We start from the raw sequence: 19,834 nt of genomic DNA, 5'->3' as shown, positions 1-19,834 counted from the left end.
TAATCCGCGCGATATAAAAAGGAGGTGGAAATTTTTCCACCTCCTTTTTATATCTGTTTTTCGTTTCAGTTATCGTTGTTGACTGCTCAGCTTGTTTACTGACCATTTTGCGTTGAGTTTTTCTTGCTCTTTCTCCTGACGCACTCCAGTGATATGCCAATAGGTCGCTGCTCGGAAAACATGATCGTCAGGCTTGGTGAGGTTGATCTTTTGGCTTGTGGTGTTAGTGAAGGCCTGATCTGCCCACGACTCGTCAGAGCATATACGTTAAAAATGATGCGCTGTCATCACCATTGATCTCTGCAGGTTTCATTTCCGCCTCTTCTTAGCTGAGCATAGTCGTCAAAACTGCCGGAGAAAACTGATAAACTAAACCCAGGAGGAATTATGCAGACCAGACCAGGTAAGAACTATCCACTGGGTGCCAATTTCGATGGCGAAGGCACCAATTTCGCACTCTTTAGCTCGGTAGCAACGGCTGTTGAGCTCTGCTTCTTCGACGATGATGACAAAGAAACTCGAATCCCCGTTGAGGAATGTGACGCCAAAGTGTGGCACGTGTATGTGCCTGGAGTCTACCCTGGCCAGCGTTATGGCTACCGCGTTTATGGACCATGGGACCCTGCACATGGCCAGCGTTGCAACCCGCATAAACTTCTCCTCGACCCCTATGCGAAGGCTATCGCAGGCCGAGTCCACGATGATGAAACTTTGTACTCGTATTACTTTGACGATCCCAGTCATGGCAAACTCAACATTATGGATTCGGCGAAGTCCATGCCCAAAGCTGTCGTCATCAACCCGTACTTCGATTGGGAGAATGACCGCAAGCCAGAAACTCCCCTCTCCGACTCGATTATTTACGAAACCCATGTTCGCGGTATTACAAATTTAAACCCTAATGTTCCTGGCGACTTGCGCGGCACTTACGCGGGTATGGCACACCCCAGCGTCATCAGCTACATCAAGAAGCTCGGTGTGACGGCGGTGGAGTTGATGCCTGTTCACCAGTTCGTGCAGGATTCCACCTTGCAAAAGAGGGGTCTGGCGAACTATTGGGGTTACAACACTATCGGCTTTTTCGCTCCGAACGCTAACTACGCCAGTTGGGGTGAGAGAGGCGAGCAGGTTGCTGAGTTCAAGTCGATGGTCAAGGCTTACCATCGCGCCGGCATCGAGATCATTCTCGACGTGGTGTACAACCACACTGCTGAGGGCAACCACAACGGACCTACCCTCTCCTTCCGTGGTATTGACAATGCGGCGAGCTATCGGTTGGTACAGGGCGATGAGGCGCACTATTTCGACACGACCGGTACAGGCAATTCGCTCAACATGCGCTACCCTAACCAGTTGCAGATGATCGTCGATTCGCTGCGCTATTGGGCTCACGACATGCATGTGGACGGTTTCCGCTTCGACCTTGCCGCAACACTGGGTCGCGAGAACGGTAATTTTGACAAGTTCTCGAGCTTCTTCGACATGGTGGACACCGACCCTGTTCTCTCCCACACCAAGCTCATCGCCGAACCGTGGGATACAGGTGAGAATGGCTACCAGGTGGGTGGTTTCCCGTCGAACTGGTCGGAGTGGAATGGCGCGTACCGCGATACGGCTCGCGATTTCTGGCGTTCCCAAACCTCTACCCTGCCGGTTTTCGCCTCTCGCATCACCGGCTCGTCGGACTTGTACCAGCACAATGGGCGCAAGCCTCAGGCCTCCATCAACTTCATTACTGCTCACGACGGCTTCACTCTCACCGATCTCGTTTCCTATAACGAGAAGCACAATATGGCTAATGGTGAGGGCAACCGCGATGGTGATTCGAATAATCGCTCGTGGAATTGTGGTACGGAAGGCCCGACCACAATCACCGACGTGCTGGATTTGCGTCACCGTCAGCGTCGCAACTTCCTCTCCACTCTCATGTTCTCCCAAGGCGTTCCGATGCTGTTGGGCGGCGATGAGATGGGCCGCACACAGCAAGGCAATAACAACGCTTACTGTCAGGACAACGCGATTAGCTGGTACAACTGGGATCTGGACGATGACGACCGTGCTTTGCTGGAATTTACGCGCAAGATTATCAAGCTGCGTCGTGACCACCCGGTATTCCACCGTTCTCGTTACTTTGAATCGCGTCCTGCGCACGACGCTTCCAGCAGCCCTGCTCAGATTGAATGGTTCGACCATTCGGGCCGCATCATGGATAAGTCCGACTGGAATAAGTTCTATGCTCTGTCCATTATGGTGTTCTTGAACGGCCATGATCTAGGCGAGAAAGACCAGCTGGGAAACCCCAAGCGTGACGATGATTTCTTGCTCATCTTCAACGCTTACTATGAGCCAATTGCTTTCACTCTGCCCGATAAGCAGTATGGGACGAAGTGGCGAGTCGAGGTTGACACGTATCAGCCGGATGCTCCAGCGTACACCTATGATGCTGGCTTCACGCTGACCGCACAGCCCTACTCTTTCTTGCTGCTGCATTCGCTCACTCCTCATGATGAGCGCAAGATTGCCCAGAAGGCTGCTGCTCGTTTGCGCGAAGCCAGGTTGAATGAGCGCGCGAAGGCGGGGTTGATGAACGTTTCTGGCGATGGCCAGGAGGGCTCGGAGAACTGAAGCTCACGCTTCTGGGGAGACGCGCGACGCCGTTTCCGAAGGCAAACTGTTCACCTGATCGCTCAGCAGAGAGTAACGCGACTGCGCATACTCTCTGTCTGCGGCGATCGACGCAATCTGACGCGAGAAAATGATGAACCACGCCATGAACAGCAGCCAGGTGATCGCCTCCACATTGGTCAGCGTCGTCTCCCCATTGAGCCAGCTGAGGCCGGAGAGCATGACGAAAAGCACCTCAGCCCAACTCACTGCATACACGATTCTGTTCAACTGAGGAGCAAGAATCGGCAAGGCCACGAGCAGCGTGTAGATTGGCACCATCATTCCGCGGGCGAAGAAATTATGCATATCGGGGTGTGGCGTGTAGCGAAACACGCCCACTCCGGAAAGCATGAGGCCGGTGATGACGAGCAGCGCGAGCAAAACATAGCAGCGAAGCCTGAAGTAAGGGTAGAGGGCTGATTTGTCAGTGATAATCTGGGCGCGTAAAGCTCGCAACTCAGGGTCAAGATTATCAGCCTGCTTGCTGCCCTGTAAGCTCTCTTCCGGCGCGTAATTCGTCTGCATCGCCGACTTCACTACAGCCCACATATGCTTGCGCTTTCGGGTGTAATAGCCCGGCTCAATGGTTGTGGGAAGGCCGACTTTCGCTCTCCACGCGAGGTACTGATCATGCGAGCCGATCAGCTCATATACAGCGAAGTAAGAGACGATGACCACGCAGATTCCGCACATGATGAGTGTGAAGTTGAACATATTCGCCGCGAACGACGTCGAATCACCCAGCTCCGAGAAGTTCGCACGCCACCAGTTGAGGTCGGTGGTCGTCAGTGCTGCGGTCATGACGCCTGAAATCACGAAGACCGGCAGGATGCTCACCACCATCTTGGCGGTCAACATTTCTCCTTGGACGAAGCCGAAATAACTGCTTACTGCTGCGATGACGGAGACCATGCCATGGAAGAAGAGCGAGTTTGTTTGGTAGCCCACGGTTGTGTAGGTGACTCGCATAGTGAAGAAAGCGACGAGGAGCACAGTTGGCGCGTACATGGCCGAGAGCGAGACGACTTCAAAGAATTTGCGGATCGGAATCCACAGCCCGAAGCGCGACGTCCAAGAATTGGAGAGCCGTGCGTAGCCGATGATGAAGCTCACCACCGCACAGCAGGCGATGACTGCCGACCAGACGAGGAATCGAATATTCACATCCGCATGTTGCACATTAGTGAATTGGTCGATTCCCATGAGAATGGCGTAAGTGGCAAAAAGCGACAGTACAGCTGCAATAATTCCGCCGGTTTCAGCTTTTTGATTGCGTCCCATCACTCCTCCTCGCTCCCACTATAGCCCAGCGCACGCCACAGACATGACTCAGCTATGACTCAGATATGAAGCCGCCTGCCCTGTGCGAGTTTACTTTTCGTAGAGGAAGGTGACGAACTGACGCAAGTATTTCACGTCATACTGGGTGATCGAGGCGCCAAAACAAGCGTCGTCGGGCAGTTTCAGCTTTTCCCATTGTGGCGCCGAGCCTAAATCTAAGCCGTAGGAAGCCTCAATATTGCTGGTAATCTTGCCGTTCTTGTCGACAAAGCGAGCCCCGGAATGCTTGAGATTATCAAGAACGCTGGTATCGACGACGCGAGGCAGAGGTTCGATGCAGTGCAAGTGCACCATGCGCGCGAAGATGTGGCGATCGGCAACCCATTGGCCTGCCGGGCAGACGCGGCGGGTGCGCATGCGAGGAAGAGCGGAGGCAAAACCCTGGAAGAAGCGGCCCCAGGTGCCAGATTCGCGTGTGCCAGATTCGCGCGTGCCATCCTGCTGGTTGCGCTCATCAGAAGGAGTGTGCAGCCCCTCTTTGCCACTGCCGCCATCCTGGCTACTCCTATGAGCACCATTGCGCACACCTTCCTTTTTAGCGCCCAGTTTGTTCTCATTGCCGGAATAATAGCGCTGCTGACGAGGGTCTTTGAGGTTGCTCCACAAGTTTTGCCGTGTCAGGCGAGAACGAGTCATACTCATCTGTGCGTCAATCAGCACATCATCATGGCCAAGAACAGGGTCGGAGTCGCTGAAATTCGCGGCGAGTTGGTTGAGCTGCCCCTTGTACTCGCCCATGTTAATCGTCTCAACGCGGACGACAGGAACGTCTGGGCGTTGCAACACCACGCCCACACTGATGAGCATGCACACGGCGAGGATGATGCAAATGAGTACTGGCGAGAGCAGGTGACGGCTGAAGAAGTCACGCTTTTCTTGGCCGTGAAGAGTGCGCAGAGTTGCCCAATCGTAGGCAAAACGGGAGAAAGGCGTGCGTGATTCCCTCTCAAGGATTTCTCGAATATGGGGGTCACGCGCGGCTGCTGCTTCGTTGATTTCTTCTTGGGAAAGATGATGGATGTAACGATGATGAGGCTCGTTGTTGCTCATGCTCACCTCGTTTCCTCGCCTCTATTACCAAGATACTTAGTGTGGCACAGCTGGCATGGTTGTTCCATCGTTCTAGAGAATGATTTTCACACTTGCCACTTTCGGACACTGATAATCTGGAGAGAAGCCAAGCCTCAGATGAGCTGAGATTGCCAGATACGCAAAAGGGATGAACCTGAGTTCATCCCCTGATTGTCGGACCGACAGGATTTGAACCTGCGACATTCTGCACCCAAAGCAGACGCGCTACCAAGCTGCGCTACGGTCCGATGTCATCCACCGCGGTGGGCAACTCTTTTACTATAGTGTGCACTTTCCCATTTGGCTAGTTTCGACACGCGGAAATCAGAAAACTTCTCCGCTGCTCACTTCGCGCTCGGCATCACCGGCTCGATAGGTGAGCTTAAATGCAGCACGATCGGGTCCGTGTCCGTCGGCGAAATCGCGATCTCCAGCTCCAGGCCATACTTTTCACGCACCACCTGAGCCACATCATGCTGAGCGTAGGTTAAGAATGGCTTTTCTGAAGCGTAGTGCGGGGTGTTTATAAACGCCGGATGTGGGAAGCCAGAATAATCCGCTGGTAAGCTCACTTCTTGCACCCGCTCGCTGGCAATGATAATCCCGAGCTGGGCAAGCGCCGCCTCATTGTCAGCCTGCGCAACGGCATCCAAAACTGGGTGGTGACGCAAGTCGGAGGTCACATACACATCCGCCCCCGCCGCACGCACTGCATCAAACTCCGAGTCGCCAGAACCTCCTAGAACGGCAACCTTCTTTACGGGCATCTCAAGATTACCAGCGACGTCAATTCCCCTGTGGGTCGGCGGCAAAACTGCGTTGACACGCTCAGCGAAATCTCGCAAGCTCATCGCTTGCTCCAGCTCGCCCACACGCCCCAGGCCAAGCTCGCCATCATAAGGAGAGCTCGGGTCAGACAGAGCAACCAACGGCTTATAGTTGCGCACTCCGAGAACATCAGCCAACGCTTCACTCACCCCGCGATGAGCAGCGTCCGCATTCGTATGCCCCACCCACAGGCCGATACCGCTACGGTAAAGCTCGGAGACGATCGCTCCCCTATGGCTTAAACCTGACATTTCATGCGCCGAACGGAAGAAGAGCGGATGATGGGTGACGATCAGGTCAGCACCACAAGCCTTCGCTTCTTCCACGATGGCCTTGGTCGGGTCGACAGCCATATAAATTTTGCGCACAGGGTGTGCGAGGTCTCCCACAATCAGGCCGGGATGATCCCAGCTTTCCGCATATCGCAGTGGGTAAAGCTTTTCCAGTTCTTGTACGACGTGAGCGAGTAGCAGCATCATTCCTCCGTTTCTGTGGCTTGCGAGCCCGCGGCCCATTAGTGAGCAGCAGCCATCCAATCTGGCCCCACACCCGTAGACACACTCAGCGGCACGGTCAGATGCACAGCGTTTTCCATCGCATCCTTAACCAGCCTAGTAACGAGCTCCTCCTCACCTTGTGCCAAGCCGACCACCAATTCATCGTGAATTTGCAGCAAAATCTGGCTCTTCACATGGTGCTCATCCAAAGCTTTCTGCGCGCGGATCATCGCCAGCTTCATAATGTCGGCAGCAGTACCCTGAATGGGCGCATTCAACGCTGCTCGCTCAGCCGCCTGGCGAGCACGACGATCCGTTCCGAGCAGCTCCGGGAAGTAGCGTCTGCGGCCAAATAAGGTTTCCGTGTACCCGCGGCGGCGAGCTTGAGAAACCAATGACTCCAAAAAGTCATGCACTTTGCCAAACGTGGAGAAGTACTTATTCTTCAGCTCCTCAGCCTCATGGTTACTCACCTCCAAACGCTGTGCTAATCCGAAGGTGGACAAGCCATAAGCCAGGCCGTAGCTCATCGCCTTCACATGTGTACGCTGCGAATCAGTCACCTGCTCGACCGGCTCCGAATACACCAGCGACGCCACGTACTTGTGGAAGTCCGCGCCAGAGCGGAAGGCGTCGATCAGGCTTTGGTCGCCGGACATATGAGCCATAATACGCAGCTCCACCTGCGAATAATCCGAGCTCAAAAGGCTCGTGAAGCGCGGGCGGGCGACGAAAGTCGAACGAATTTCCCTACCTTCAGGCGTGCGGTTCGGAATATTTTGCAAGTTCGGCTCAAGCGAGCTCAGTCGTCCTGTTGCGGCAACCGTCTGCGTATACGTGGTGTGGATTCGGTTATCCGAAGGGTTGACGGTCGACTGCAGGTTTTCCACCATCGCGGCCAGCTTCGTCTGCTCGCGGAAACGCTTGAGAGCGGTCAGGAAGGTGATCGCTTCCTCATTATTCGCATAGTTGACGATGAGCTTGTCGATTTCCGTCGCGTCGGTGGAGTAGCCACGCGCCGTCTTCTTGGTACCCTTCAACCCCAGCGTGGTGAACAGCACTGTTTGCAACTGTTGCGGCGAGCTGAGGTTCACTTCCCCCTGCGCCTCAAGATTATCAGCATGAGGATTCAGCGCATTCTCATGGTTTCGCACCACGTCGAGAGCAATCTGTTCGGCCTGCTGAGCTTGGGAGTGGAAATCTTGGTAAACTTCCTCCAACTTCGCCGAATCGACACTCGTTCCGGCTTCCTCCATACGCGCCAACACCTGCGAGACCGGCAGCTCAACATTGGTCAGCAAGCCAAACTGGCAGTGGCCGTCGACGAGCTGTGCCAGGTAGCGTTGCAAAGCCATCAGGTAGGCCGGGCGCGCAAAGGCGTGAGCGCGCGAACGCACGAGCTTACCAGCCAACCAGTCGAGCTTCGCCTTACGCTGCTTAACCTCTTTGAGCACCGGCTCAATGCCGAGGAAGGTGCGTGCCGCCTCTTCGACGGTTTCGCACGGCTTATCCGGCGAGGTGAGGAATGCGGCGAGTTTAATGTCGAAAGCAGGTGTGGCGAGTTTCAGGCCGACCGCTTGGGCGAGCAGCAGAGATTCCTTGTAACCCCACACGCTGATGGCCCTTTGCTGGAAGGCTTTGTTGAGCACGCGGCGAATCTGCTCTCCAGCATCACTCTTCGCGGCTGCGCCTTCATCAGCGAAGAGGTCGAAGGCCGCCTGTGAGTCGTCGGTGACGAGAATCTCGCCGTCACTGAGAGCTTGGCCTACTGGAATAGAGCCGGAAAGGAGGGCAACGCGAGCTTCGAGGGCTTCTTCTTCGCTCAAGCCCTTGGTTTCTTCCTCGTCGCTCTCCTCAAGCTGTGAGTCAGCCTTATCAGCGGCATCCTGACCAGCAGCATCCTCACCAGCGGCATCGTGACCAGCAGCATCCTCACCAGCGGCATCGTGACCAGCAGCATCCTCACCAGCAGCATACTGACCGGTGGCATTATCACTCATGTCCCACGACGGGCCGGCCGCAAGATTCATGCTGCGCAGGTCAATTCTCAGCGCATGATGGTCTGGCGCAACGAGCCACAAGGTGTCAGCCCTCGCCCTGCCTGGCTGAGAGTTGCCTTCCAACAGCACGAGAAGCGTGTCCATCGCAGATTGACGCGCGTTCTTCACGGTTCCCAACGCATTGGCGACGCTGCCCTGCTGCTCGTCAGGCGTGTCGGGGTTGATCGGCGCGTTGGAAAATTGCGCAGCCTGGGCTCCTGCCACTCGCTGGGCTTTCCTGGCGGGGTGCTCAGAAAGCCACTTTTCTAGCTTTTCGGCGTCTGGTAAGCCGGCGGTCAACACGGTTGGCTTGAGATTATCAAAGCTGAATCGTGCTTGCTCCTTTTCCCCTCGTTCATACGTGGAGAAATGGGGCACCTCACCTGCGCGTTTGGTCTGTGCTGCAGTCAGCGTCGAGTAGGACGCGAGGGCTGCTTGCTCAACGTCAGCAGGCTCAGCGTTCGTCGAACCGCCAATATGGTCAAAAGTGAGCAGTGGAACTGGGGTAACTGGAACTGAGGAGTCGTCGAAATAGTCCTCGTCCCGAGCAGCGGAAGTACTGTTATCGCCCGGTTCAGAGCCTTGGAAGAGGGTCGGCGGAGTGTTCATATCAGCGTCAGCAGCAGCCGAAGTCGCGGCGGAACTGCCAACACCGCCAGCAGCCTGCACATTACCAGCGATCTGAGCGCTACCAGCACCCTGACCAGCGCCCGCGCTCCTCACAGCCTGAGCGGCGCTCGTATGACCCGTGGTCCTCTGACCAGCGCCAGCACTCTGGGCAGCGCCAGCACTCTTGCCCTGCGCGAAAGTATCGAGCAGGCGTTGGCGCGTATGCTGGCCGAAATTGAGCTCAGAAAGAATAGCGTCGAGGGCAGGAACATCCACAGTGGTAATCTTGAGCGCGTCAAAATCGACGGTGAAATCAACATCGCGACGCACCACGTTAATACGGCGATTGAGCATCACCTGGTCGGTCATCTCAGCAAAAGCCGCACCCTTCTTGCCAGTGAGCTCATTGGCATGCGCAACCAGCTGAGCGAGCGAGCCATACTGGTTGATCCACTTCGCCGCAAAGCCGTCACCGACCCCAGGAACGCCAGGAATGTTGTCGGAAGTCTCGCCACGAATTGCCGCGAGATCAGGGTATTGGCGAGGAGTGACCTTATATTTCTCCAACACGGCTTGTGCCGTCATATGTTTGAGGTCAGAGAAGTGATAACCCGGGTAGAGAACCGTCACGTTGTCGTCAATAAGCTGGAAAGAGTCACGGTCGCCAGAAAGCACGAGGGTTTGGTAGCCGTGAAGCTCACCTTGGGCGGCCAGAGTTGCGATCACATCATCGCCCTCATAGCCGGGCACTTCGATGTAGGGAATGGTCAGAGCATGGAGCATGCGTTGAATCAGCGGCAGCTGGCTCAACAATTCCTCAGGTGCGGCAGTACGGGTAGCTTTATAACCACCGAGCATCACATTACGGAAGGTGCCGCCTTTCACATCAAAAGCGACAGCGAGGTGAGTTGGCTTTTCTTTGCGGCACACATCAGAGAGCATGCTCATAAAGCCGTACACCGCGTTGGTTGCTTGGCCTTTACCGTTGGTGAAATTATCGGCGTTGTAGGCGTACCAAGCGCGGAAGGCGAGAGAATGGCCGTCAACCACAAGAAGGCGGCCTTTCGGGTTGGTAATCTTGGGAACTTGAGGAATACTGGCCTCCAGCTCCTCCAAACTCCTGTCTTTTTCCTTAGCGACGGCCTTGGCAACACCTTCGGCAATCTTGTCGTCGGTCATTTCCTCTGGCTCGCCCTGCCCTGCTGTTGTCGTGAGTAGCTCAGGATTATCAGGGGCAAGCTCTTTGCCCGCTGCGGTCATCATAACCGCCTGTGCCTGTGCGACGCTTTCGCTCTGGCTTTCCTGTGCTTCATTCATACCCGTGCTCGTTTCGCTCATACTTTAAGAGTACCGACTTCAGCCGTGAGGAACAAAGAGACGCCCTCACGCTGATGAGAATAAAAAAGCTGGTATCCGAAGATACCAGCTTTACCGTTCTTGTTAACCAAGCTCTTGCTGACCGAGATTCTTCTTAGCCAAGCTCTTATTGAATTAGCTCAGCCCTTGACCTGTGCAATCACTGCTTCAGCAACTTCTGCCATGGTCAGGCGACGATCCATAGAGGTCTTTTGAATCCAGCGGAAGGCTTCCGATTCACTCAAGCCCATGTTCTCTTGGAGCAGACCCTTGGCGTGGTCAATCTTCTTGCGAGCTTCGAAGCGTTCCTTCAGGTCAGAAACCTGGTCGCGCAAAATTTGCATTTGCTGGAATCGCGTCATGGCAATCTCAATGGCTGGGAACAGCTTTTCCGGAACGAAAGGCTTGACCACGTAAGCCATAGCACCTGCCTCGCCAGCCTGCTGGACGAGAGTTCGCTGCGAGAATGCCGTGAGCATAACGACCGGGGCGATGCCTTCATCGGTAATCGTCTTGGCAGCGGTAATGCCGTCAGTTCCTGGCATCTTCACATCCATGATCACCACATCAGGGTGGTTGGCACGAGCCAAGTCGATAGCTTCCGCGCCATTGGCAGCTTCACCGACCACGTCATAACCAGCGGATTTCAAAGATTCAATGATATCGAGGCGGATAAGGGCCTCGTCTTCAGCGACTACCACACGACGAGGAGTTTCCTCGTTTGCAGTCTCTTTCTTCTGACTTGCCATGTCACTGCCTTTCTCAGGAGGACAGATCTGCCGCTCTGGAGATCTGTTCATAAAAGTGCCTCAGGAGGGATTCGAACCCACACTGTACAGATTTTGAGTCTGTCTCCTCTACCGGTTGGGATACTGAGGCTTTCTCAATGACTGCATTAGTGTATCACAAACACCTCACCGGCAAACACATCGGCGTGTACGGCGTGGTGAGCTACCAATCTAGACCGCTGAATCTAAAATAGAAAGTAGGGACCAGTGTCATCATGCTGATCCGCCCCGATCCACAAAGGAGATTTTTATGGCGGACGAGACTTATCGACGTTTTGATCCATGGCGCGTTCCTCCGGTTGTGGAAGACTCTCGCGAAACTATCGATGACGCCTTCTACTTCCAGGTGGAGAAAGTTAACCTTCACGCAGCGAATTTTGGACACTTCTCTCGCAAAATCATTCACACTCATCGCGGGGACACTGTTGCCGTGTTTGCTGTCGGCGGCGACGGGAAAATTCCATTCATCGAGCAGTACCGCATTCCTACGCACCGTTGGACCTTGGAAATTCCTGCAGGCCACGCGGAGGTAGAAGGCGAAGACCCAGTGAAGACCGCAGCAAAGAAGCTGCGCGAGGAAGCTGGTTTGGTTGCTGAGAATTACACGCAGATTTTGCGCTTCATCAACACGCCAAGCTACTCGACTCACTACACTTCCCTCTTCTTGGCTAATGGCCTGACCGACGTTTCTCGTGAGGTGAAGGGCATTGATATGCGCCGCTCCTCCATTCGTTGGCTCACCCTCAATGAGGCCTATTCGATGGTTTTGAGCGGTGAAATTCTCGACGCCAAGACGGTGATTGCCGTGCTTCACGCTGTCAACCGCGGCTTGGATCAGTGAATTACTGATCCTCATAAACTCATGCCCGCCTAGGAACCTTCTTTGTTCCCTGACGGGCATTTTTCATGCTGAAGATTGTCAACGCGGCATACAACTCCAGCACACATGAAAAAGGGTGTTGTTACAGAACTCTGTAGCAACACCCTTCAGCTGATTATTCTGAAATTACTTCAGTAAGCTCAGGCAACAGTGTGCAGAACGACGGACTCTTCGCCATCGAGCAGCTCGCCAGCTTCAGAGAGGGAGACGACAACCTGATCGCCAGCCTTCACAGCACCCTTAGCCTTGAGGGTCTCATCCACGAAGGAGAGAAGCTCAGCCTTGGAGAGCTCGGAAGCCTTCTTCTCGCTCATCACAGCAGTGGTGCCCCAAGACAGGGTGATCCAGCCGAAGTTGTGAGCATCGGTGGTGAAGCCGAAGATTGGAGCCTGTGGACGGAAGCGAGAGATCTGGTTCACAGCACGGCCGTTATCGGTGAAGGTAACGATTGCCTGTGCGCCGGACTTCTCAGCCAACTCAACAGCAGAGAGTGCAGTTGCGCCGCCGTTGGAAAGGTCGATCTTTGCTGGGTCGAGCTTTGGAATGCGGTTGTAGCCCTTCTCGGTTGCGTAGTTGGAGATGCGAGCCATTGCCTTGACGGTGTCGAATGGGTACTTACCCATTGCAGTCTCGTTGGAGGTCATGGTTGCATCGGCGCCGCCGAGCATGGCGTTAGCGCAATCGGAAGCCTCTGCACGGGATGGAACTGGGGAGTTGACCATGGAGCCAAGAACCTCGGTTGCCACGATGCATGGCTTGGCGTACTTGCGGCACAGCTCGATGCACTGGTAGGTGACCAGCGGGACCTCTTCGAATGGCATCTCAACTGCCATATCGCCACGAGCAACCATGATGCCGTCGAAGGTCTTAACGATCTCTTCGAGGTTCTCCACTGCCTGTGGCTTCTCGATCTTTGCGACGATCGGGACGCGACGACCCTCTTCGTCCATGATCTCGTGTGCACGCTCGATGTCCTTTGCGGAACGCACGAAGGACATAGCGATGATGTCAGCGCCAACCTTGACGCCCCAACGCAGATCAGCCTCATCCTTCTCGGTCAGAGCTGGGAGGGAGACGGCGACGCCTGGAAGGTTGATGCCCTTGTGGGAGCTCACTGGACCAGCCACGACAACCTTGGTGTGAACTTCGTTGCCCTCAACAGAGGTGACCTCGAGGCGAACCTTACCATCGTCGATGAGGATTGGATCACCTGGGTGGCAATCCTGAGGCAGACCCTCGAAGGTGCAGCCAGTGTGGGTTTCGTCACCAATAATCTCTGGATCGTTGGAAATGGTGAACTCCTGGCCTTCCTTCAGGACGACCTTGTCTTCACCCTCAGCGTTCTTCTTGAACCAACCGCAACGGATCTTTGGACCCTGGATATCCACGAGGATGGCGAGGTTACGGCCAGCTTCCTTAGCAGCATTACGCAGATTGTTGTAGTTAGCGAGATGCTCCTCGACGGTGCCATGAGAGCGGTTCAGACGTGCCACATCCATGCCGGCCTGCACAAGCTTGAGAGCGTTCTCATAACCCTCAACTGCTGGACCCTGAGTGTTTACGATCTTGCCTTTGCGCATGAATTCATACCTCACTTGAGTGTTGACTGATCGCGAGCCAGCGGACTATTCCAACCCTGATAGCCAAGCCATCACGATGTAGAAGGCCGCGCCAGTCCTTGACGCCTCTATCTTAGCGCCAGCCCCTAACGCACAACACACCCAAATAAGCGGCGAAATCACGGGGAAAGTTTCGCTTACTCTGCTCATTTTTGAGCGCGAATCATCGCCCTCAATTCCTTCTTCAAATCCATGATCTCATCGCGCAGTCGAGCGGCCAGCTCAAACTGCAGCTGCTCGGAGGCTTGCCTCATCTTTGCATCCAGTTCGCGGATGAGAGAGTTGAGCTCTTCGGCTGGCATTCCAGCCTTCTCGAGCTCCTCGTGCCTCCTGGTAATCTCTTGCTCGTCCTGGGCTGGGATTCCGTAATGAGAGCTTGCCGCCGAGGTGGATTTACGGTAACCTCCGGCCAGCAAGCTTTGCGTATCGACGTCTTCCTTGGCGATCATGTCGTTGACGTCAGTGATCTTCTTGACCAGAGGCTGAGGCGTGCGATGATGCTTCTTGTTGTACGCTTCCTGAACGCTACGGCGACGCTTCGTCTCGTCAATCGCCTGGCGCATGGAGTCGGTGACTGTATCGGCATACATCACCACATGGCCGTGCACATTACGCGCCGCGCGACCGATCGTCTGAATAAGAGAGCGATACGAGCGCAGGAAGCCTTCCTTATCAGCGTCCAAGATTGCCACTAAGGATACTTCAGGCAAATCCAAACCCTCTCGCAAGAGGTTAATGCCTACGATGACGTCGATCTTGCCTTCTCGCAGTTCGCGCAGCAATTCCACGCGCTTCAACGTGTCAATATCCGAGTGCAAGTATTTCACTTTGACGCCATGGTCAAGCAGGTAGTCAGAGAGGTCTTCTGCCATCTTCTTCGTCAAGGTCGTCACCAATGCGCGCTCACCACGAGCAACGGTTTGGTTGATCTCGTCAAGAAGGTCGTCAATCTGGCCTTTCGTCGGGCGAACGTCGATAAGAGGGTCGAGAAGGCCTGTTGGGCGGATCACCTGGTCCACTACCCCATCGCTGCGGTCACGCTCATAGTCGCCCGGAGTTGCGGACAAGTAGATCGTTTGACCGATATGACTTTCGAACTCATCCCACTTCAGCGGGCGGTTATCCATAGCCGAAGGCAGGCGGAAACCGTATTGCACGAGCGTGCGCTTACGGGACATATCACCGTGGTACATGCCACCAATCTGGGGAACGGTAACATGCGACTCATCGATGATGAGCAGGAAATCATCGGGGAAGAAGTCCAGCAGCGTATGCGGCGGCGTTCCTGCTGCTCGCTGGTCAAAGTGGCGAGAATAGTTCTCCACACCCGAGCAGGTTCCCACTTGAGAGAGCATTTCCAAGTCGTACGAAGTACGCTGTTGCAAACGTTGAGCTTCGAGGAGCTTGCCTTCCTTCTTGAATTTGGCGAGCTGCTCGTCCAGTTCCTCTTGAATGGTCTGAATGGCGTGCTTCGTGCGCTCCGGGCCATTGGCGTACTGAGTGGCGGGGAAAATCTGGATTTGCTCCTCTTCCCCAATTTCATCGCCGGTGATCGGGTTAAGCGTGGAGATGCGGTCGATTTCGTCGCCGAAGAATTCGAGGCGAACGGCGTTCTCCTCGTACACAGGGATGATTTCGACGGTGTCGCCTTTCACGCGGAAAGTACCGCGCGTGAAGGCCAGATCATTGCGCTTGTACTGCATGTCGACGAAACGACGCAGTAACTTTTGCCTGTCAATCTCTTGGCCTTGTTGCAAGAACAGCATTTGCTTGGCGTACTCTTCTGGCGTACCCAAGCCATAAATGCAGGAGACCGTCGCTACGACGACGCAATCGCGACGAGTGAGAAGTGCTGCGGTTGCTGCATGGCGCAGGCGTTCTACGTTGTCATCAATGTCGGAATCCTTTTCGATGAACGTGTCCGTCTGAGGAATGTAGGCTTCTGGCTGGTAGTAGTCGTAGTAGGAAACGAAGTAGTTGACGGCGTTATCAGGCATGAGCTGGCGTAGCTCGGAGCACAGCTGTGCAGCCAGGGTTTTGTTGGGCTCGATGATAAGCGTTGGACGTTGCAGCTTTTCGATAACCCAGGCGGCGGTTGCTGTTTTACCTGTTCCGGTGGCGCCTTGCAAAACGACGTCGGTTTCGCCGGCATTGATGCGATCGACGATTTGTTGGATTGCTTGAGGCTGGTCGCCGCTGGGCTTGTAGGGCGCTTTCACCACGAAAGGCTTGTTGGTGCGTTTGATGCCATACTCTTCAACGAATTCTTGGCTTAAACCTGACACAGCTTTCCTTCACAGTCCTATGGGGCTTTAAGTGTTTTACCGCGGGCTTGCGCTGAGTTTAGTGCACAGCTCGGCTTACCGCGGCTCAGCCTTCGAGGTGGCACAGCTTATCGTAAATGCGATCGGCTTCGTCATACACCTCTTGCAGTGGCTTGTCCGAGTTGATCACATAAGTGGCAATCTGGCGCCTCTGCTCTTCACTGGCTTGCGAGGCAATGCGAGCTCGCGCTTCTGCACGGTTGAGATTGCGCGATTCAATGAGACGCTGAATGCGCACCTCTTCGGGTGCTTCAATATCAATAACAGTGTCAAACCAGCGTGCGATTCCCGTTTCTGCGAGCAGAGGAATTTCATGAATGACGATGCGGTGGGGGCTGCCCGGCTTGCAGTAATGGCCAGAGCGCCCGCTTCCTTGGGACAGTTCGCATCGGCCTGTCAGCGAGGCAATCCAGTCCGATTCTTGTTTTTCTGCGTCAGCAAAAATAAGCGGGTGGATGATAGATTCAAAACGTTTGCGTAGGTCAGGACGACCGAAAACTTCATGACTGACCCATTTGCGGTTCATTGTTCCGTCTGCGTTGAGAGCCTCCGAGCCAAACAGGTCGACAACGCGGCGCAGGCCGTCGGTTCCCGGGGCAACGATTTCTCTACTCACCTCGTCGTAGTCGATAACGAAGGCTCCTCGCTCCTGCAAGTGCTTTGTAATGGTTGATTTACCGGCGCCAATACCGCCAGTTACCGCGACGCGAGAAAACATTGAACCCCCACTAGGCCTCAAAGGATTGTCTCTCCTATCCGTTTCTTGATTATGTCACGCTAGGTTGTACAAAGTGCGGAATTTCTTTCACTGGATACTTTTCCTTCAGTGAATTTTACAATAATGAAAATAATTACGCTGATACGCAAAAGGGGACGTCCGTAGACGTCCCCTTCCCTTTCTCGCGCTGCTGATCACGCTATAAGAGCTTGTTCAGCAATTAGCTCAGCTGTTGCTGAGTCACAGAGTGACTCACTCCTGGTTGTTGAGCAGCTTGTTGCGCAGCTCAGCGAGCTTGGAATCAGAAGCCAGGGTACCCTCGTTGGAAACCTCAGAGTGGTAAGTGGTTGGTGCTTCCTCAGCTGCTGCTGGAGCCTCAGCCTGAGCCTCAGCCTCGTTACCAGCCTCGTGGTCCTCTTCAGCAGACTTCTCTGCAGCGGCGCGCAGCTTGGCAACAAATGCCTTGTGCTCCTGCCACAGCTCGCGGGCGGCAGCGTACTGCTGCTCCCACTCTTCACGCTGCTGTTCGTAGCCAGGCAACCATTCGTTGGTGTTCTGGTCGAAGCCTTCTGGGTACTTGTAGTTGCCCTCTTCGTCGTACTCTGCTGGCATGCCATACAGAGCTGGATCGAAGTCCTCGGAAGCTGGGTCGACGGAGTCGGTGGCCTGCTTGAGGGACAGAGAGATGCGACGACGATCGAGGTCGACGTCGATCACCTTGACGAAGATTGGCTCGTTCTGCTCAACCACGGTTGCTGGGTTGTTCACGTGACGATCAGCAAGCTCGGAGATGTGAACGAGGCCTTCAATACCGTCCTCAACGGCAACGAATGCGCCGAACTGAACGATCTTGGTGACCTTGCCCTTGACGATCTGGCCTGGCACGTGGGTACGTGCGAACTTCTGCCATGGATCTTCCTGGGTTGCCTTGAGAGACAGGGAGATGCGCTCGCGGTCGAGATCGACGTCGAGAACCTCGACGGTGACCTTCTGACCAACCTTGACAACCTCGGATGGGTGGTCGATGTGCTTCCAAGACAGCTCGGAGACGTGGATGAGTCCGTCCACACCGCCCAAGTCGACGAATGCGCCGAAGTTGACGATGGAGGAAACGGTACCCTCGCGAATCTGGCCCTTCTTGAGCTTGTTCATGAACTCAGCACGAACCTCAGACTGGGTCTCCTCGAGGTATTGACGACGAGAGAGCACAACGTTGTTGCGGTTCTTGTCGAGCTCGAGCACCTTGGCCTTGATGGTGGTGCCGATGTATGGAGACAGGTCACGAACGCGACGCATTTCAACCAGGGATGCTGGCAGGAAGCCGCGCAGACCGATATCGACGATCAAGCCGCCCTTAACAGCTTCGATGACGGTACCCTCGACGACGCCGTCATTCTCCTTGATCTGCTCGACCTGACCCCAAGCACGCTCATACTGAGCACGCTTCTTCGAGAGGATCAGACGACCTTCCTTGTCTTCCTTGGTGACGACAAGAGCCTCAATTTGATCGCCCAGCTTCACGACCTCATCTGGGTCAACATCCTTGCGGATGGACAGCTCGCGGGACGGAATGACACCCTCGGTCTTGTAACCGATGTCAAGCAGAACCTCGTCGTGGTCAACGGACACGACGGTTCCAGTGACGATGTCTCCATCATCAAAGTTCTTGATGGTAGAGTCGACCGCCTTAATGAAGTCTTCCTTGGTGCCAATATCGTTAATGGCGACCTTCTGAACCTCTGCGTTGGTATCAGACATAGATTGATACGTTTCTTGATAGTTTGGATAAGATCGTTCTTCACTTATGAGCGCCTTCTTGGACGCTGGGCCCGCACGGTGAATACTTGCCGACATTGCGGTAGGTACACTCCCGCCCAAGCACCTTTTCGATACTAACGCATAGCGCGTATCTTTTCGCTCAGACTGTAACTTTGCCGTTACAATCATTCTCTCTGCATACTTCGGGCGTGTCGTTACGGCGTGTCGCTCAAGATTATCACTGCGCCTCTTCACCCACGACACACCATTCGTTTGCACTGATCCGCGCACGTGCCGTGCGCTCACCATGGCTCCACCACACGGTTGCACAACACAGCCACGCAGTGCGCCGCCCTTCAGCGATGCAGATGCTTGTCAGCTGTGCAAGTACTTGCGCTCTGCAGCTTCCACCACGTTTTCCAGCAGCATGGCACGAGTCATCGGCCCAACTCCACCTGGGTTAGGCGTGTAAGCGGAAGCAACCTCATAGCAGGAAGGGTCAAAGTCGCCTTCAATATGCATCTTTCCGCTCACTGGGTCCACACTTCCTCGGGAAATGCCCACGTCCACCAGCACAGCACCCGGGTGCAGCATGTCAGCAGTGATCAAGTGAGCCTTGCCGGCAGCAGAAACCACGACATCGGCTTGGCGAGTGAGCGCTCCCAGATCGCGAGTGCCCGTATGACAGGCAATGACTGTGGCATTAATATTTTTTCTGGTCAGAAGAGCTGTCAGAGGCCTACCCACTGTTAATCCTCTGCCAACTACTGCAACAACGGCGCCAGCCAGGGGAATACCATAAAAATCTAAAATTTTCACGATGCCACGAGGGGTGCAGGCTACAGAAGAATTGAGCTCACCAGAGACGGAAAGCATCAAACGGCCCAAACTTTGCGCTGTTAATCCGTCGGCATCCTTATCAGGGTCAATCGCGTTGAGCACAGTATCGCGGTCCACCTGAGCAGGTAGGGGAAGCTGAACGATAAAACCATCGCAAGCGGGGTCAGAGTTGAACTTCTCCACTTGCTGAAGCACATCATCTGTCGACGCAGACTGAGGAAGCTCGGCGGAGAGGGAGGCAATGCCAACTTGGGCGCAATCGCGCTGCTTGCCAGCGACGTACTTATGCGAAGCGACATCGTCCCCCACCAGAAGCGTTCCCAAACCAGGGCGGTGCCCAGCAGCGACCAGTGCCTCAACGCGAGAAGCGAGGTCTTTCTTCACCTCAGCCGCGCACACGCGACCATCTAAAACTTGTGCCTTACCTTGTGCCATGAATTTCATACTACCGGCTTGCATACGTCGAGTTCAAATGCGTATACTGACTGGTTATTTCGAA

General features: G+C 54.8%; 12 protein-coding genes and 2 tRNA genes. 2 read left to right on the top strand and 12 right to left on the bottom strand.

The genetic code is table 11. From position 1 onward, the window contains the following. The first annotated feature begins 387 nt into the window (after positions 1 to 387). Complete coding sequence (glgX, locus tag AEAE_RS02215) at positions 388 to 2,625, top strand: glycogen debranching protein GlgX (RefSeq protein WP_094689523.1); 2,238 nt, start codon at positions 388 to 390, stop codon at positions 2,623 to 2,625. Positions 2,626 to 2,628: 3 nt separating this feature from the next. On the opposite strand, the gene AEAE_RS02210 is transcribed toward glgX, so the two are convergent. The 7 genes from AEAE_RS02210 to AEAE_RS02175 form a co-directional block, all read right to left on the bottom strand. After that, a complete protein-coding gene (locus tag AEAE_RS02210) occupies positions 2,629 to 3,948 on the bottom strand; it encodes a hypothetical protein (protein ID WP_094689522.1) in 1,320 nt (439 codons plus the stop codon). Positions 3,949 to 4,038: 90 nt separating this feature from the next. After that, the gene (locus AEAE_RS02205) at positions 4,039 to 5,058 is read right to left on the bottom strand and encodes a hypothetical protein (protein WP_094689521.1); all 1,020 of its coding nucleotides are present in this window, start codon (positions 5,056 to 5,058) and stop codon (positions 4,039 to 4,041) included. 195 nt (positions 5,059 to 5,253) lie between these two features. Continuing rightward, positions 5,254 to 5,327: transfer RNA gene (locus AEAE_RS02200), tRNA-Pro, on the bottom strand. Between the two features lie 96 nt (positions 5,328 to 5,423). Then, complete coding sequence (locus AEAE_RS02195) at positions 5,424 to 6,383, bottom strand: Nif3-like dinuclear metal center hexameric protein (protein WP_094689520.1); 960 nt, start codon at positions 6,381 to 6,383, stop codon at positions 5,424 to 5,426. Positions 6,384 to 6,421: 38 nt separating this feature from the next. Beyond that, complete coding sequence (locus tag AEAE_RS02190) at positions 6,422 to 10,129, bottom strand: DNA polymerase (RefSeq protein ID WP_420809215.1); 3,708 nt, start codon at positions 10,127 to 10,129, stop codon at positions 6,422 to 6,424. A gap of 419 nt (positions 10,130 to 10,548) precedes the next feature. Beyond that, on the bottom strand, positions 10,549 to 11,157 hold the full coding sequence (locus AEAE_RS02180) for an ANTAR domain-containing response regulator (RefSeq protein WP_094689519.1): 609 nt from the start codon (positions 11,155 to 11,157) through the stop codon (positions 10,549 to 10,551). Positions 11,158 to 11,213: 56 nt separating this feature from the next. Next, positions 11,214 to 11,287: transfer RNA gene (locus AEAE_RS02175), tRNA-Leu, on the bottom strand. Positions 11,288 to 11,446: 159 nt separating this feature from the next. On the opposite strand from AEAE_RS02175, the gene AEAE_RS02170 reads away from it, so the two are divergent. Then, a complete protein-coding gene (locus tag AEAE_RS02170; protein WP_094689518.1) occupies positions 11,447 to 12,037 on the top strand; it encodes an NUDIX domain-containing protein in 591 nt (196 codons plus the stop codon). Between the two features lie 179 nt (positions 12,038 to 12,216). Here AEAE_RS02170 and pyk read toward each other — a convergent pair whose 3' ends face one another. The 5 genes from pyk to AEAE_RS02145 form a co-directional block, all read right to left on the bottom strand. Continuing rightward, complete coding sequence (pyk, locus tag AEAE_RS02165) at positions 12,217 to 13,656, bottom strand: pyruvate kinase (protein WP_094689517.1); 1,440 nt, start codon at positions 13,654 to 13,656, stop codon at positions 12,217 to 12,219. Positions 13,657 to 13,841: 185 nt separating this feature from the next. Next, positions 13,842 to 15,941, bottom strand: a complete 2,100-nt coding sequence (uvrB, locus tag AEAE_RS02160; protein WP_420809216.1) for an excinuclease ABC subunit UvrB — start codon at positions 15,939 to 15,941, stop codon at positions 13,842 to 13,844. A 124-nt stretch (positions 15,942 to 16,065) separates the two neighbouring features. Further along, positions 16,066 to 16,737 (bottom strand): dephospho-CoA kinase, encoded by a 672-nt coding sequence (gene coaE / locus AEAE_RS02155; RefSeq protein ID WP_094689515.1) that lies wholly within the window; start codon positions 16,735 to 16,737, stop codon positions 16,066 to 16,068. A gap of 252 nt (positions 16,738 to 16,989) precedes the next feature. Further along, positions 16,990 to 18,495, bottom strand: coding sequence for a 30S ribosomal protein S1 (gene rpsA / locus AEAE_RS02150; protein WP_094689514.1), 1,506 nt, complete (start codon positions 18,493 to 18,495; stop codon positions 16,990 to 16,992). 375 nt (positions 18,496 to 18,870) lie between these two features. Then, complete coding sequence (locus tag AEAE_RS02145) at positions 18,871 to 19,770, bottom strand: tetrahydrofolate dehydrogenase/cyclohydrolase catalytic domain-containing protein (protein ID WP_211277519.1); 900 nt, start codon at positions 19,768 to 19,770, stop codon at positions 18,871 to 18,873. Positions 19,771 to 19,834 lie beyond the last annotated feature (64 nt).

It is taken from the genome of Aeriscardovia aeriphila, from assembly GCF_002259595.1.
Lineage (GTDB): Bacteria > Actinomycetota > Actinomycetes > Actinomycetales > Bifidobacteriaceae > Aeriscardovia > Aeriscardovia aeriphila.
This window is presented reverse-complemented; position numbering and strand designations above follow the sequence as displayed.

What these genes read in the sequence shown, in the direction of transcription:
- AEAE_RS02145 (WP_211277519.1), bottom strand. Translation starts at nt 19,770, where the DNA reads ATGGCACAAGGTAAGGCACAAGTTTTAGATGGTCGCGTGTGCGCGGCT.
- AEAE_RS02205 (WP_094689521.1), bottom strand. Translation starts at nt 5,058, where the DNA reads ATGAGCAACAACGAGCCTCATCATCGTTACATCCATCATCTTTCCCAA.
- AEAE_RS02170 (WP_094689518.1), top strand. Translation starts at nt 11,447, where the DNA reads ATGGCGGACGAGACTTATCGACGTTTTGATCCATGGCGCGTTCCTCCG.
- pyk (WP_094689517.1), bottom strand. Translation starts at nt 13,656, where the DNA reads ATGCGCAAAGGCAAGATCGTAAACACTCAGGGTCCAGCAGTTGAGGGT.
- glgX (WP_094689523.1), top strand. Translation starts at nt 388, where the DNA reads ATGCAGACCAGACCAGGTAAGAACTATCCACTGGGTGCCAATTTCGAT.
- rpsA (WP_094689514.1), bottom strand. Translation starts at nt 18,495, where the DNA reads ATGTCTGATACCAACGCAGAGGTTCAGAAGGTCGCCATTAACGATATT.
- AEAE_RS02195 (WP_094689520.1), bottom strand. Translation starts at nt 6,383, where the DNA reads ATGCTGCTACTCGCTCACGTCGTACAAGAACTGGAAAAGCTTTACCCA.
- AEAE_RS02210 (WP_094689522.1), bottom strand. Translation starts at nt 3,948, where the DNA reads ATGGGACGCAATCAAAAAGCTGAAACCGGCGGAATTATTGCAGCTGTA.
- AEAE_RS02180 (WP_094689519.1), bottom strand. Translation starts at nt 11,157, where the DNA reads ATGGCAAGTCAGAAGAAAGAGACTGCAAACGAGGAAACTCCTCGTCGT.
- coaE (WP_094689515.1), bottom strand. Translation starts at nt 16,737, where the DNA reads ATGTTTTCTCGCGTCGCGGTAACTGGCGGTATTGGCGCCGGTAAATCA.